Source organism: Mycobacterium sp. SMC-17 (assembly GCF_045310915.1).
Taxonomy (GTDB): Bacteria; Actinomycetota; Actinomycetes; order Mycobacteriales; family Mycobacteriaceae; genus Mycobacterium.
Window position 1 is genome coordinate 14,351 of the sequence record NZ_JBJIAK010000021.1, and the last position, 13,276, is coordinate 27,626.

Here is a 13,276-nt window from a genome sequence, read left to right on the forward strand (position 1 = left end):
GCCCATGTGCGATCAGGGCCACATATGCCAATGGCCAGCTACGACGCTCCTGGCGGCGGGTCGTAGCTGGCCATTGCGGTGTACTTCGCGTTACCGCTTACCGGGGCGCTTTGCGCCCGGGCGCAGACCCAGTCCGACGACCGGCGGTTCCGGCTTGGCCTCTTCCGCCGGGGCGGCAGGTGCCGGTGCGGCGGGAGCCTCGGCGGCCGGCTCGGCAGCCGGAGCCTCAGCGGCCGGTGCGGCGGGCGCCGCCGGTGCTGCCGGAGCAGCAGCCTTCTTGGCGCCGGGGCGACGTGCGCCCGCGGCCAGACCCAGACCCTTTACCGGGGCGGCCGGAGCGGCGGGAGCCTCAGCAGCGGGAGCCTCAGCAGCGGGAGCAGCCTCGGCAGCCGGGGCCGGAGCAGCAGCAGCCGGAGCGGCAGCCTTCTTGGCACCCGGACGCTTGGCGCCCGCGGCCAGACCCAGACCCTTGGCGGGCGCGGCGGCAGCCGGAGCCTCGGCAGCCGGAGCCTCGGCGGCGGGAGCCTCAGCGGCCGGAGCCGCAGCCGCCGGAGCGGCGGCCTTCTTGGCGCCCGGACGCTTGGCGGCCATGCCCAGGCCGGTGACCGGCTTCGCGGCGGCCGGAGCGGCAGCGGCGGCAGGTGCCTCGGCGGCCGGAGCGGCCTCGGCAGCGGGAGCCGGAGCCGGCTTCGGGGCCTCCTTGGCCTTCTTCTCCGCGAGCGCCGCGGAAGCCTTTGCCGCCGTGCCCTTTTCGGGCAGCGTCACCTTGCTGGTGTCGAGCGAGTTCAGCAGCAGCTGAGCGACGTCGAGCACCTCGGTCTTCTCGATGTTGCGGGTCGCGGCGACGTCGTCGACGCCGTCGCTCATCATCACGCGGCAGAACGGGCAGCCGGTCGCGATCGCCGAGGCGCCGGTGTCGACGGCCTCTTCCGAACGCTCCACGTTCACGCGCTTGCCGATGTGCTCTTCCATCCACATGCGGGCACCACCGGCACCACAGCACAGGCCGCGGTCGGCGTGGCGGGGCATCTCGGTGAGCTTTGCGCCGGCAGCGCCGACCAGCTCACGCGGGGCCTCGTACTCCTTGTTGTGGCGGCCGAGGAAGCAGGGGTCGTGGTAGGTGACCTCTTGGCTCACCGAGTTCACCGGGACCAGCTTCTTGTCCCGCACCAGGCGGTTGAGCAGCTGCGTGTGGTGCACGACGGTGTAGTTGGCGCCCAGCTGCGGGTACTCGCGACCGATGGTGTTGAAGCAGTGCGGGCACGTGACGACGATCTTGCGCTTGCCGGGGTCGACACCCTCGAACAGCTCGTTGATGGTCTCGACGTTCTGCGCGGCGAGCTGCTGGAACAGGAACTCGTTACCGGCGCGGCGGGCCGAGTCACCGGTACAGGTCTCGCCGGTGCCCAGCACCAGGAACTTCACGCCCGCGGTGGCGAGCAGCTCGGCGACGGCCTTGGTGGTCTTCTTGGCGCGGTCCTCGTAGGCGCCGGCGCAGCCGACCCAGAAGAGGTACTCGAAGCCGTCGAAGCTCTCCACGTCCTGGCCGTAGACCGGGATGTCGAAGTCCAGCTCGTCGATCCAGTTGGTGCGGTCCTTGGCGTTCTGGCCCCAGGGGTTGCCCTTGGTTTCCAGGTTCTTGAACAGCACACCGAGCTCGCCGGGGAACTCGGACTCGACCATGACCTGGTAGCGGCGCATGTCGACGATGTGGTCGATGTGCTCGATGTCCACCGGGCACTGCTCGACGCAGGCACCACAGTTGGTGCAGGACCACAGCACGTCGGGGTCGATGACACCGCCCTGCTCAGCGGTGCCGACCAGCGGGCGCAGCGCCTGCTCGGGGCCGGAACCCTCGATGCGCGCGAAGCCGTCCTCGGGGACGCCGTGGCCGTGCAGGCTGTCGCCCAGCTTGGCGAAGTCGACCGAGCCCTCCTCGGGCATCGGCTTGCCCTCGATGATGTACGGCGCCTTGGCGAACAAGTGGTCGCGCAGGTTCATGATGACGAGCTTGGGAGACAACGGCTTTCCGGTGTTCCACGCCGGGCACTGCGACTGGCAACGACCGCACTCGGTACAGGTGGAGAAGTCGAGGTTGCCCTTCCAGGTGAAGTCCTCGATCTTGCCGCGGCCGAACACCGCGTCCTCGGCGGGATCGTCGAAGTCGATCTTCTCGCCCTTGTACTCCATCGGCAGCAGCGGGCCGAGGCCGTCTGGCAGGCGCTTGAAGGTGACGTTGATCGGGGCCAGGCCGATGTGCAGGTGCTTGGAGTGCAGCACGATCAGCAGGAAGACCAGCATGACGCCGATGTGCGACAGCAGCGCGATGGTCTCGATCCAGACGTTGGCGGTGTGGCCCAGCGGAGCCAGCAGGGCGGCCATGCCGTCGGAGAAGAAGGCGCCGTTCTGGTACGGGAAGTGCTCGCCGAGCACGTTGACGGCGGCACCGCGGAAGATCGCGTAGGTCAGGATGACCAGGAAGATCATGATGAGGATCTCCCACGCGCCACCGTTGTGCGATCCGTAGAACCGGGACTCGCGGCCGATGTTGTTGGGGTTCTTGGTCAGGCGGATGATCGCGAAGACGACGATGCCGGCCAGCACGGCCAGGGCGAAGAAGTCCTGCAGGAAGCCCAGAACGGCCCAGTGTCCGACGAATGGGATGGCGAACTTCGGGTCGAACAGGACGCCATAGGCTTCCAGGTACACCGACGCGAGGACGAAGAAGCCCCACATGGTGAAGAAGTGCGCGAGACCGGGGATCGACCACTTGAGGAGCTTCGACTGGGCGAAGACTTCCTTGTTCTGGTTCAGGAAGCGGGTGACGAGATCGTCTTTACGGCCACGTTCGTCGCCGAGCTTCTGCCCCGAGCTGATCAGCTTGGTCAGCCACAGGACGCGCTTTGCGGCGAATCCCAGGACGATGACCGTTGCCAACAGCCCGATGACCAGTCTGGCCACGTCGAGCGTGTGTTCGAGATTCTCCACCGCGCCTCTCCCAGTTATGTAGCTACTAGCCGGTAACTTATTGAGGTTACCAACGGGTAACTTAAGCTAGATGCCTGCTCATAGTCGCATCCTGGGTAGAACGCACGCTAGCAAGGCTGTCCTAACTTGAGCTGCCGCTTTGCGGTCACTTCTTTACCCGGAATCAGCCTCGGCGAAGCGTCGGCCGAGGGCTTCCTTATATAAGGGCGGCGTCAGACCTTCTCGACGAGCAGCGCCCGCAGCATCGACAACATCTCCGACCGCGATTCGGCCCCCAACCTGCGGCGAATGCGGGCGACATGGTGTTCGACGGTCTTCGCCGAGATCAGCAGCCGGGCCCCGATATCGCGGTACGGCATGCCCTGCAGCACCAGTTCGGCGACCTCACGTTCGCGATCGGACAGCCGCGTCCAGGCGGGCGTTGCGGCGGATGTGGCCCGAGCGTCACCCGAGGCAGGAGGTGGTGTGGTGTTGCGCACATCCGCGCCCGAAGTGGGCTCACGCGGAATAGCGGGGGCCGCGGGCTCGATGGGATCGGCCGCTGCCTCGAGGGCGGCGTCCTGCTTGAGGTCGCGCGCCAGCTGCAGCATGGCACCGGAGATGCGGCCGTCGGCCGAATGCAACGCGGCCTGACTGGCCAGGCGCGTGGCGTCCCACGTCAGCCCGAAGCGCGCCAGCCCGCGGGCGGCCGCCGTCACCTCCGCGGCGTCGACGCCGTCGGCCAGGACGCGCAGCCAGGTCCGGCCCGCGGTGGCGAGCGCGGTGGCGTAGGCGCCATGCGCGCCCTCGGCCCGGCTCGCGGCGGCCAGGGCCTGCCCGTGCGGCGCGACGGCCTCGGGCGCGTTGGCCAGGATGCCGGCGTGCACGCCCGCCCAGTGCAGCGGGACCGCCCACAGCGCCGGATTTCCGGCGGCCCGCAGCAGCCCGAACGCCTCGGCCAGCGGCTGGCGCAGCTGGTCGAGCTGCTGCAACCGGGCCGCCGCGACCCACAACTCGCCGAGCGGGAGCAGGGCGTACAGGTCCAGGGAGTATTCGGCCAGCACCTCCATGGCCGCGTACCAGTGTTTCTGCAGCGCGCCGGTGTCGCCGCTGCGCCGGGCGACGGCGGTCTGCAACGCGGTGAACCACAGCGCGTCGCGGCGGTGCAGGTCGGCGACCGCGGTCGCGTCCAATGCCGGGACGGCGGAATCGAGTTGGCCGTCGAGCATCCGGATCCAGCCGAGCAGCAGCCGGTGGCGCAGACCGGTGAAACCCGCGTCGCCACCGCCGGTGCGGATGGCCCGGCCGATGACGCTGCGCGCGCGGACCGCGTCACCGCCGTGCAGGGCGACGAGGCTCAGCAGCGCGGCGGGGCTGTCCGGTGCGACAGCGTGGACACCGTTGGTGGACCCGAGGGCCTGCGTGAGCCGTGCCATCGCGACGGCGAACGGCTGATCGAGCGTCAGCAGCATGCCCTCGGCCATACCGCGCGCCGCGCGGGCGGAAGACGTTGGCGGCATTGAGTTCTCGGCCTGCAGGCAGGCCCGGGCCAGTTCGGCGTCGGCGGTGGCGACACCGACCACCGCGCCCGCGGCCGCGACGAACGGGTCGGGATCGGGGCCGAGCCAGCGGAACAGATCCGCGGCGTGTGCGGCGGCGCCGTCGTGCATCGCGACGCTGGCCGCGATGCGCACCGCCTGCGCGCGGACGGTGGCGTCGTCGGCGGCGAGCAGCTCGTCGGCCAGGGTGCCGGCGGTGGTGCAGTCGCCGGTGACGGCGAGGGCGTCGGCGAGATGGGCGTCGGCCGGGGCGGTGCCCGCACGGGCCGCGGCGCGGTACAGGCGCGCGGCCTGGCGGGGTGCGGCGGACCCGGCGCGGTGGATCAGATCGGCCGCCAGCAGGTCGTCGACGGTGCCGTGCTCGGCCAGCTTCAGCGCCAATTCGGTTGACAGCGTGGCAGATTCGATCTGCGAGCGCAGCAGCCGGCATTCGGTCTCGCGGTGCCGCGCGGCCCCGACCAGCCGCGTGAGGCACCGGTGCAGCGTGTCGATGAACCGCGGGTGCAGCGACGCGGACAGCAGGCCGCTGGCGCGGGCCCGGTCCATCAGCACGGCCGCGTCGTCGCCGGGCAGTTGCAGCGCGGCGGCGATGTCGTCGGGTCCCAGTTCGGGGCTGAGCGAACACAACAACAACGTGTCGAGCAGGTGCTCGTCGAGCCGGCGCAGCCGCTCGCTCAACGCGACGGACGCGGCCCGGATCGGATCGGCGCCCGAGGCCAGCGCCGACAGCGCCGAGTACACCAGCAGCGGGATACCGCCGGTGCCGGCGATCAGTGCGGGCACCTGAGTGCCGGGGACGCCGGCGCGGGCCAGCGCCTCATTGATCTCCCGGGGCGTCATCGGCGCCAGCTGAATCGGCGGCTGCTGCCGGCTCAGCGTGGTGGTGAGAGCGTTGAGGGCGCGGTCGTGCGCCAACGGCTCGGCGCTGACCACCACGGTGCGGGCCGGGTCGCCGGCCAGCTCCGTCAGCGCGGTCAGTTCTTCCGGTGACAGCAGCTGGGCATCGTCGATGACGATGGCCGCGTCCGGTGCCTCACCGGGCTTGGGTACCCGCGCGAGCATCGTCGTGCCGTTGGCCCGCAACGTCTTTCGCGCCGCTTCCAGCGCGGTGGTCTTGCCGCTGCCGATTCCGCCGAGCACCAGCGACGTGCCGGCCGCTGCGGTCATTGGCTGGTCGATGCCGAGGGTTGTGCGGTGATGGGCGCCGACGCGGTGGCCACCGATGCCGACGGAGCCGACCCGGTCTCGGCCGCCACGGAGGCCGTCTTGGGCGGTTGCTCCACCGTGGGCTGGCTGCTGGGCGCCTGGGTCGTCGGCGCGGCCGTCGGAGTCTGCGTGCTGGGTGGCTGCGTCGTCGGCGGCTTCGTCGTGGTCGGCGGCGGCTGCGTGGTGGTGGGCGGCTGCGTCGTCGTCGGCGGCTGGGTCGTCGTGGGCGGCTGCGTGGTCGTCGTGGTGGGCGGCGGCGTCGTGGTCGTGGTGGTCGTCGTCGACGGGGTCGTCGTCGTGGTGGTCGTGGAGGTGGTGGTCGTGGTCGTGGTCGTCGAGCTGGTGGTCGACGGATCGGTGGTGGTCGTGGTGACCGGCGCGTCGGTGGTGGTGACGGGGTTGGTCACCGTCGACGTCTCCACCTGGCCATTGGGATTCGTCTGTGTCACAACGGACTTCGTGGCCTTGTAGGTGCTCGTGGTGATGGAGCCGTCAGGACCGGTGATGGTGGTCGTGACGTCGACCGTCACCGGACCGGACGGGGTGTCGTTGCTCGTGAGCCCGACGGCGGCCCAGCTGCCGCCGGCGACCAGGAACGCCGCCGCGGCGGCGCCGAAGATCAGCGGTGGGCGCCGGTACCAGGGGACCGGCGCCACGTCGGGCAGGTTGTCCTCTTCTTCGTGGGCGAAGTCCATCACCGGCCGCGCCGTGGTCTCGCCGTAGGGGGCGGCCTCGGCGTAGCCGGTCGAGAAGTCGGTGGGGTACTCGCCGCCGACCGCGGCGCCGGGGTCCTCGTCGTCGGACCAGGCGAGCGACGGCCCGACGGTCGAGGACGGGTTCGCGTCGGCCGGCGGTACCGGAGCGGCCATGGTCGCGGGCCCGCCTGCCCATGCCGCGCCGCCGGCTGCCCAGCCCATCGTCGGGGCCATCCCCGTCGGGGCGTCTGCGCTCATGGTGCGCTGATCGACCTTCGGGGCGCCGCCCGCCGCGGTCAGCGCGGGCTGCGGTGAGGTCACCACCGGCACCCGGAAGTGCTCCGAAAGGCGTTGGGTGACAATCGGAATCGATGCACCGCCACCGGCAGTGGCCACGGCGGTCAGGACGCCGGCCGGAATCTGGTTGCGCTGCAGGGTTTCCTGCAGGACGGCGAGAAGACCGGCGAGGGCCGGTTCGAGCAGCCGTTCCAGCTCGGGGCGGGTGATGCGCAGCGCCGACGCGAAGCCGGGCAGGTTGGCGTTCACCGACGTTGACGTCTCCGACGAGAGGCGCTCCTTGGCCTGCCGGCACTGGTCGCGCAGCTGGGACAGCGAGCCGACGGCCGCGGTGCCGGCCGGATCCGCATCGGACGACTCGCTGATGCCCGCGATGACGTGGTTCAGCAGCGCCTGGTCCACCAGGTCGCCGGAGAACTCCGGGTAACGGACGGTCTCGCCGATCTGGCTGAGTGTCGCGGCGTCGGCGATGGTCACGCTGGTGCCGCTGCCACCGAAATCGCAGAGTGCCACCACGCCGTGATCGGGCAGTCCGGACCCGGCCTTGAGGCCGGCCAGGGCCGCGGCGGCGTCGGAGACCACCGGTGCGGCGGCCAGGCCCGGTTTTCCGCGCAGCGCCGCGGACAGCGCGCCGATGGTGGACATGCCCCAGTGCGCGGGGGCGGCGATGACGATCGGGGCGCCGCCACCGGCGGTGCGGGCCATGGAGTCGAGGGCCTCGGCCAGGACGGCTTCGCCGCGATGCGCCGAACCATCCGGGGCGATCAGGGGGATCGGGTCGCCGACGCGCTCGACGAACCCGGTCAGCACCAGGCCGCCCGGCTGGGTGGGGATGCCGGCTTCGGCGGGCCGGTCCGGGTACAGGGCCAGGATCGCGCGACGGCTCAGCGGCGGTCGCCCGGCCGGCACGGCCACCAGATTGGTCTGGCCGATCGACAAACCGAGGCTCATAAACGTCCACTCCTTTGATGCGCTACCGGACTCAGGCCACCCTATGCGCTGGCGGCCTGGGGGTGGGACACAATCCCCTAACGATTGGTGAATCCCTAATGGGAGTGCCCCTAACGGATGACGTCAGGTGTTGGGGTCAGCACCGATCTCCAGGTGCTTTATCGGCGATAGCATCGAAATAGTTATCAACGGGTCCCCAGAAAGGAGCAGGTGCCATGGCAAATCCGCTACTGGATTTCGTCATGTCGGTCGTCCGTGACCCCGACGTGGCTGCCCACTACGCCGCCGACCCCGCGGGTGCCATCGCCGACGCCAACCTTACTGGCGTCACCACGGCGGATGTCGCGCACCTGATCCCGGTGGTGTCCGAATCTCTGGGCACGGTGTCGTCCGCAGCGGGTGGCGTGCCGACCTCCGGTTTCGACGATCCCGGCGTCAACGTCTGGACCAGCGGTGCCGCCACCGCGGCGTTCGATGCGTTCGACGCCTTCGACACACATGTGCCGACAGTGGTGTCGCCGCAGGTGATTTCCGACCCTGACCTGGGTGGATTCGATAGCGGCCCGGTCCTGCCGGCCCACGACGCCGTGCCGGACCTGGCGGTGTCCGACGATCTGGGCCTGCACAGCGACGTCCCGGTCGTCGATGCCGGGCAGCTCTCGGATCCGGGTGCGCTCGACTGGCACCCCGTCGATACCGCAGACCCGTCGGCCGGTGTCGAGCATCATCAGGACTTCGACTTCTTCAGCTGACCAGCTCATCCCCGAAACGCCGGTGGCCGCCATGGCCACCGGCGTTTTGTGTTCTCTCACCGCATATTCAGCAAACGCCCTAGCCATCCCCTAATCCCCTAATAGGGGGAGCGTGGATACCCCACTACGTTTCGTTGGGGGTAGGGGTGGTTGCCCCGTTTGCACGGCTCTCGACGGCCCCTAACGTTGTTCTCAGTTCGCCGGACAGCGGCGAGAGAACTTCCCCAGAGCAACACCCAACGAAAGGGACTCCAATGACCAGCCTGATCGAATTCATCATCGACCTGTTCCGCTTCCCGACCGTCGCGAGCTCGTTCGTCGCGAACCCCGAGCAGACCATGCGCGACGCCGGCCTCGCCGGTGTCACCTCCGCGCAGCTCGCCTCGGTCGCCGCGAGTGCCGTTCCCGCCGGCGTCGTGCTCGGTGGCGGCGACCCGGTCGTCGGCCTGCAGAACGCGGTCTCGGACTACTACAGCATGTCCTCGCCGTTCTCTCCGCAGACCGCCTTCGCCCCGAACACCGAGTTCGCCAGCCGCAACCAGACCGACTTCGCCAGCCACAACAACGTGCCGATCGCCAGCGGCAACGACATCCCGGTGCTGAGCCCCGACCAGCACGCCGGCGCCAACGCCCAGCAGGGTGCCTTCAACCTGGGCTTCGGTGACATCACCCTCGGTGGCAGCCACGTCCAGCAGGGCGACGGCGGCGTCAACATCGCGGGCAACAACCACGGTGACATCGCCAGCGGCAAGGGCGCCGTGCAGGGTGACGGCAACACCGTCACCAACGGCGACATCCTGACCGGCAGCCACTCCCCGGTGATCGTCGGGACCGGCAACCACGCGACCGACAACTCGCAGACCGCGGGCGGCCACATCATCCAGGGCAACTCGGGTCCGGTGGTCAACGACGTCAACACCGGTGGCGGCAACGGCGGCGGCGCCAGCGCCGGCGGCGGCCTGATCGGTGGCGGCCACGCCAGCGGCGGCAGCGGTGGCAGTGGCGGCAACATCGTCATCAACGACGGCAACACCTCGTCGACGCACGTCGGTGGCAACCAGACCACCGTCGGTGGCGACCTGGGCAGCGGCAACAAGAGCGTCATCGACGACTCGTCGCACTCCTCGACGGTGAACACCAGCCTGAACAGCGGGAACACGGCCAACACCAGCATCGGTAGCGGCAACAGCACCCACACCAATATCGGCAGCGGGAACACCACCCACACCGACCTGAGCGCCGACAACTCGGTGCACAGCACGGTTGCCGACAGCTCGGTGCACGAGGCCAGCATGAACACCTACGCACCGACCGAAACCCACACCACCACCGACATGAGCCACACCACCCACATCGATCCGCACATGCACTGATCGATCGCGACAAACTCCTCCGGCGGGGCCACCTACAGGCCCCGCCGGATGTTTGCGCATACCGTTAGACAGTGACAATGCAGTCGAGGAGAGCCCAGTGACGCAGCCGAACGAGGCGAACCCGCGCCCGGTCGCGGTGATCGTCGAGTTGATCGACCACACCAGCCGGATCGCAGGCCTCAACGACCGCGAAGACCTGGCGCAGCGGTTGCTGGCGGCCAAGACCCGGATCAGCGATCCGCAGATCCGGGTGGTGATCGCCGGGCAGCTCAAGCAGGGCAAGAGTCAGTTGCTGAACTCGTTGCTGAACATGCCGGTCGCGCGCGTCGGCGATGACGAGAGCACGGTGCTCACCACCGTCGTCCACTACGGCGACGCGGCGGCTGCCGAGCTCGTGCTGGCTCCCGATCAGGAAGGGGCCGATCCGTCCGTCGTCGCCATTCCGCCCAACCAGCTGTCGACCGATCTGCGCCACGCCCCGCAGGCCCAGGGTCGTCAGGTGCTGCGTGTCGAGGTGGCGGCGCCGAGCCCGATGCTCAAAGGCGGCCTCACCTTTGTCGATACCCCCGGGGTGGGTGGGCTGGGGCAGCCGCACCTGTCGGCCACCCTCGGCCTGCTGCCCGACGCCGACGCCCTCCTGATGATCAGTGACACCAGCCAGGAGTTCACCGAGCCGGAGCTCACGTTCATCCGGCAGGCCCTCGAAATCTGCCCGGTGGCAACGATTGTCGCCACCAAGACCGACCTGTATCCGCACTGGCGCGAGATCGTCGCGGCCAATGGCGCGCATCTGCAGCGCGCCCGGCTGAACGTCCCCGTGGTTCCGGTCTCTTCGGCGCTGCGCACCCATGCGCTGGCGCTGAACGACAAGGAACTGAACGACGAGTCGAACTTCCCGGCGATCATCAAGTTCCTCACCGACAAGGTGCTCAGTCGCGAGAACGACCGCATCAAGGATCAGGTGGTCACCGAGATCCACGCGGCCGCCGAACATCTCACCCTGGCGGTGTCCACCGAACTGGCCGCGATCAACGACCCCGCCAAGATCGAGCGCATCAAGGCCGAGTTGGAGCAGAAGAAGGAAGACGCCCAGAATGCGTTGCAGCAGACCGCATTGTGGCAACAGGTGCTCAACGACGGCATCGCCGACCTGACCGCCGACGTCGACCACGACCTGCGTAACCGGTTCCGCAACATCACCGCACACACCGAGCGCGTCATCGACGGCTGCGATCCCACGCAGCACTGGGCCGAGATCGGCGCCGAGCTGGAGAACGTCGTCGCGACCGCGGTGGGCGACAACTTCGTCTGGGCGCATCAGCGCGCCGAGGCGCTCGCCGCGGAGGTGGCCCGTACGTTCGTCGAGGCCGGGCTGGATTCGGTCGAACTGGCCGAGGTCAGGGCCCGCGACATGGGTGCGGGCCTGGGCGAGTTCAACCCTGTGGCGCGACTGGAGTCCGAGCCGATCCGGGCCGGGCACAAGGTGATCACCGGGATGCGCGGGTCCTACGGCGGTGTGCTGATGTTCGGCATGCTGACCTCGTTCGCCGGGCTCGGCATGTTCAACCCGCTGTCGCTGGGCGCCGGACTTGTGCTGGGCCGCAAGGCCTACAAGGAAGACATGGAGAACCGCATGCTGCGGGTGCGCGGCGAGGCGAAGATGAACGTCCGCCGGTTCGTCGACGACGTGTCGTTCGCCGTCGGCAAGGAATCGCGTGACCGGCTGCGAAACATTCAGCGCCACTTGCGCGATCACTACCGGGGCATCGCCAACCAGACCACCCGCTCGCTCAGCGAGTCGCTGCAGGCCACCCTCGCCGCAGCGCAGATCGAAGCGGGCGAGCGCGACAACCGCGTGCGGGAACTGGAGCGGCAGTTGAACATCCTGCGCCAGGTCATCGACAACGCGGTGAAACTCACTCCGGCCCTGGCGCAGTGAGCACAAGCGCACGCGTCCGCGCCATCCTGGGCGGCGTCATCTCGGCCTACCGGTCAGACCCCGTTTACCAGCACCGGCCGCAGGCCCTGGCCGAACTGGACTGGATCGGCCGCCGGCTCGATCAGCCGATCCGCATCGCCCTGGCCGGCACCCTCAAGGCGGGCAAGTCGACGCTCGTGAATGCGCTTGTGGGCGAAGAGATTGCGCCCACCGACGCCACCGAGGCCACCCGGCTGGTCACCTGGTTCCGGCATGGCATGACGCCCCGCGTCACCGCCAACCATCGGGACGGTCGCCGCACCGACGTGCCGATCACCCGCGGTGACGGCCTGACCTTCGACCTTGCGCGGTATTCCGGCGCGCAGGGCGCCGCCAACGTGGGAGACATCGTCGACCTCGATGTGCAGTGGCCCGCAGCCGAATTGGAACAGACGACCATCATCGACACACCGGGGACATCGTCGCTGTCGCGTGACGTCTCCGACCGCACACTCCAACTCCTGGTGCCACGAGACGGCGTGCCCCGGGTGGACGCCGTGGTGTTCCTGCTGCGCACCCTCAACGCGCCGGACATCGCGCTGCTCAAGCAGATCGGGGAACTCGTCGGCAGCGGCTCGGGTGCCCTCGGGGTCATCGGGGTCGCGTCGCGCGCCGACGAGATCGGGGCCGGACGCATCGACGCGATGATGTCGGCCCGTGAGGTGGCCACCCGGTTCACCGCGGAGCTGGACCGCACCGGCGTCTGCCAGGCCGTCGTCCCGGTGTCGGGGCTGCTGGCGCTGACCGCGCGCACCTTGCAGCAGAGTGAGTTCACGGCCCTGCAGAAGCTCGCGGCCCTGGACGGTGACGGCGCCACCGCCCTGACCAAGGCCATGTTGTCGGCGGATCGCTTTGCCCGGCAGGATGATTCGCTGCCGGTGGACGCCATCACCCGGGCCGCGCTGCTGGACCGGTTCGGGATGTTCGGCATCCGGATCGCGATCGCGGTGCTGCGCGCCGGCGTCACCGACTCCCAGGGGCTGGCCGACGAACTGCTGGACCGCAGCGGGCTGGTGGCCCTGCGCGACGTCATCGATCAGCAGTTCGCGCAGCGCGCCGACATGCTCAAGGCGCACACCGCGTTGCGCTCGCTGCGGCGCTTCGTGGAGGCCAATCCCATCTACGCGACGCCGTTCATCCTGGCGGACATCGATCCGCTGCTGGCCGACACGCACGCGTTCGAAGAATTGCGATTGCTCGGTCAATTACGTTCCCGGCCAACCACATTGAACGACGACGAGATGGCCTCGCTGCGCCGCATCATCGGCGGCTCGGGGACCGACGCGGCGAGCCGGCTCGGGCTGAGCAGCGACGCGCCGTACGACGGCCCGCGGGCAGCCTTCGCGGCGGTGCAGCGGTGGCGCCGCCGGGCCGACCATCCCCTCAACGACCCCTTCACCGCGCGCGCCTGCCGGGCCGCCGTGCGCAGCGCCGAGGCCCTGGTCGCCGACTATGCGGCGCAGGGAAGGTGAGATATTCGAGATCGTTGGCAATTTGG

Annotated in this window: 7 protein-coding genes; 4 read left to right on the forward strand and 3 right to left on the reverse strand. The window is 69.5% G+C overall.

Translation table 11 applies throughout. The features are described 5' to 3' along the window. Positions 1-90 precede the first annotated feature (90 nt). The 3 genes from ACJH7A_RS15295 to ACJH7A_RS15305 all read right to left on the reverse strand — a co-directional run bounded on the left by ACJH7A_RS15295 (position 91) and on the right by ACJH7A_RS15305 (position 7,675). Positions 91-2,988, reverse strand: coding sequence for a heterodisulfide reductase-related iron-sulfur binding cluster (locus tag ACJH7A_RS15295; RefSeq protein WP_406802257.1), 2,898 nt, complete (start codon positions 2,986-2,988; stop codon positions 91-93). Between the two features lie 212 nt (positions 2,989-3,200). Next, positions 3,201-5,693 carry an isoniazid response ATPase/transcriptional regulator IniR gene (gene iniR / locus ACJH7A_RS15300; protein WP_406802258.1) on the reverse strand — a complete coding sequence of 831 codons (2,493 nt, stop codon included), beginning with the start codon at positions 5,691-5,693 and terminating at the stop codon, positions 3,201-3,203. Further along, on the reverse strand, positions 5,690-7,675 hold the full coding sequence (locus ACJH7A_RS15305) for an Hsp70 family protein (protein ID WP_406802259.1): 1,986 nt from the start codon (positions 7,673-7,675) through the stop codon (positions 5,690-5,692). Before ACJH7A_RS15305 ends, iniR begins: the two co-directional genes overlap by 4 nt. Before the next feature lie 215 nt (positions 7,676-7,890). Here ACJH7A_RS15305 and ACJH7A_RS15310 point away from each other — a divergent pair, with 215 nt between their 5' ends. The 4 genes from ACJH7A_RS15310 (at position 7,891) to ACJH7A_RS15325 (ending at position 13,250) form a co-directional block, all read left to right on the forward strand. Further along, on the forward strand, positions 7,891-8,427 hold the full coding sequence (locus tag ACJH7A_RS15310; protein WP_318984689.1) for an Rv0340 family IniB-related protein: 537 nt from the start codon (positions 7,891-7,893) through the stop codon (positions 8,425-8,427). Between the two features lie 254 nt (positions 8,428-8,681). Beyond that, the gene (locus ACJH7A_RS15315) at positions 8,682-9,800 is read left to right on the forward strand and encodes an IniB N-terminal domain-containing protein (protein WP_406802260.1); all 1,119 of its coding nucleotides are present in this window, start codon (positions 8,682-8,684) and stop codon (positions 9,798-9,800) included. A gap of 97 nt (positions 9,801-9,897) precedes the next feature. After that, positions 9,898-11,739, forward strand: coding sequence for a dynamin family protein (locus ACJH7A_RS15320; RefSeq protein ID WP_406802261.1), 1,842 nt, complete (start codon positions 9,898-9,900; stop codon positions 11,737-11,739). Continuing rightward, positions 11,736-13,250 carry a dynamin-like GTPase family protein gene (locus ACJH7A_RS15325; protein ID WP_267324560.1) on the forward strand — a complete coding sequence of 505 codons (1,515 nt, stop codon included), beginning with the start codon at positions 11,736-11,738 and terminating at the stop codon, positions 13,248-13,250. The genes ACJH7A_RS15320 and ACJH7A_RS15325 overlap by 4 nt, the downstream gene beginning before the upstream one ends. Positions 13,251-13,276 lie beyond the last annotated feature (26 nt).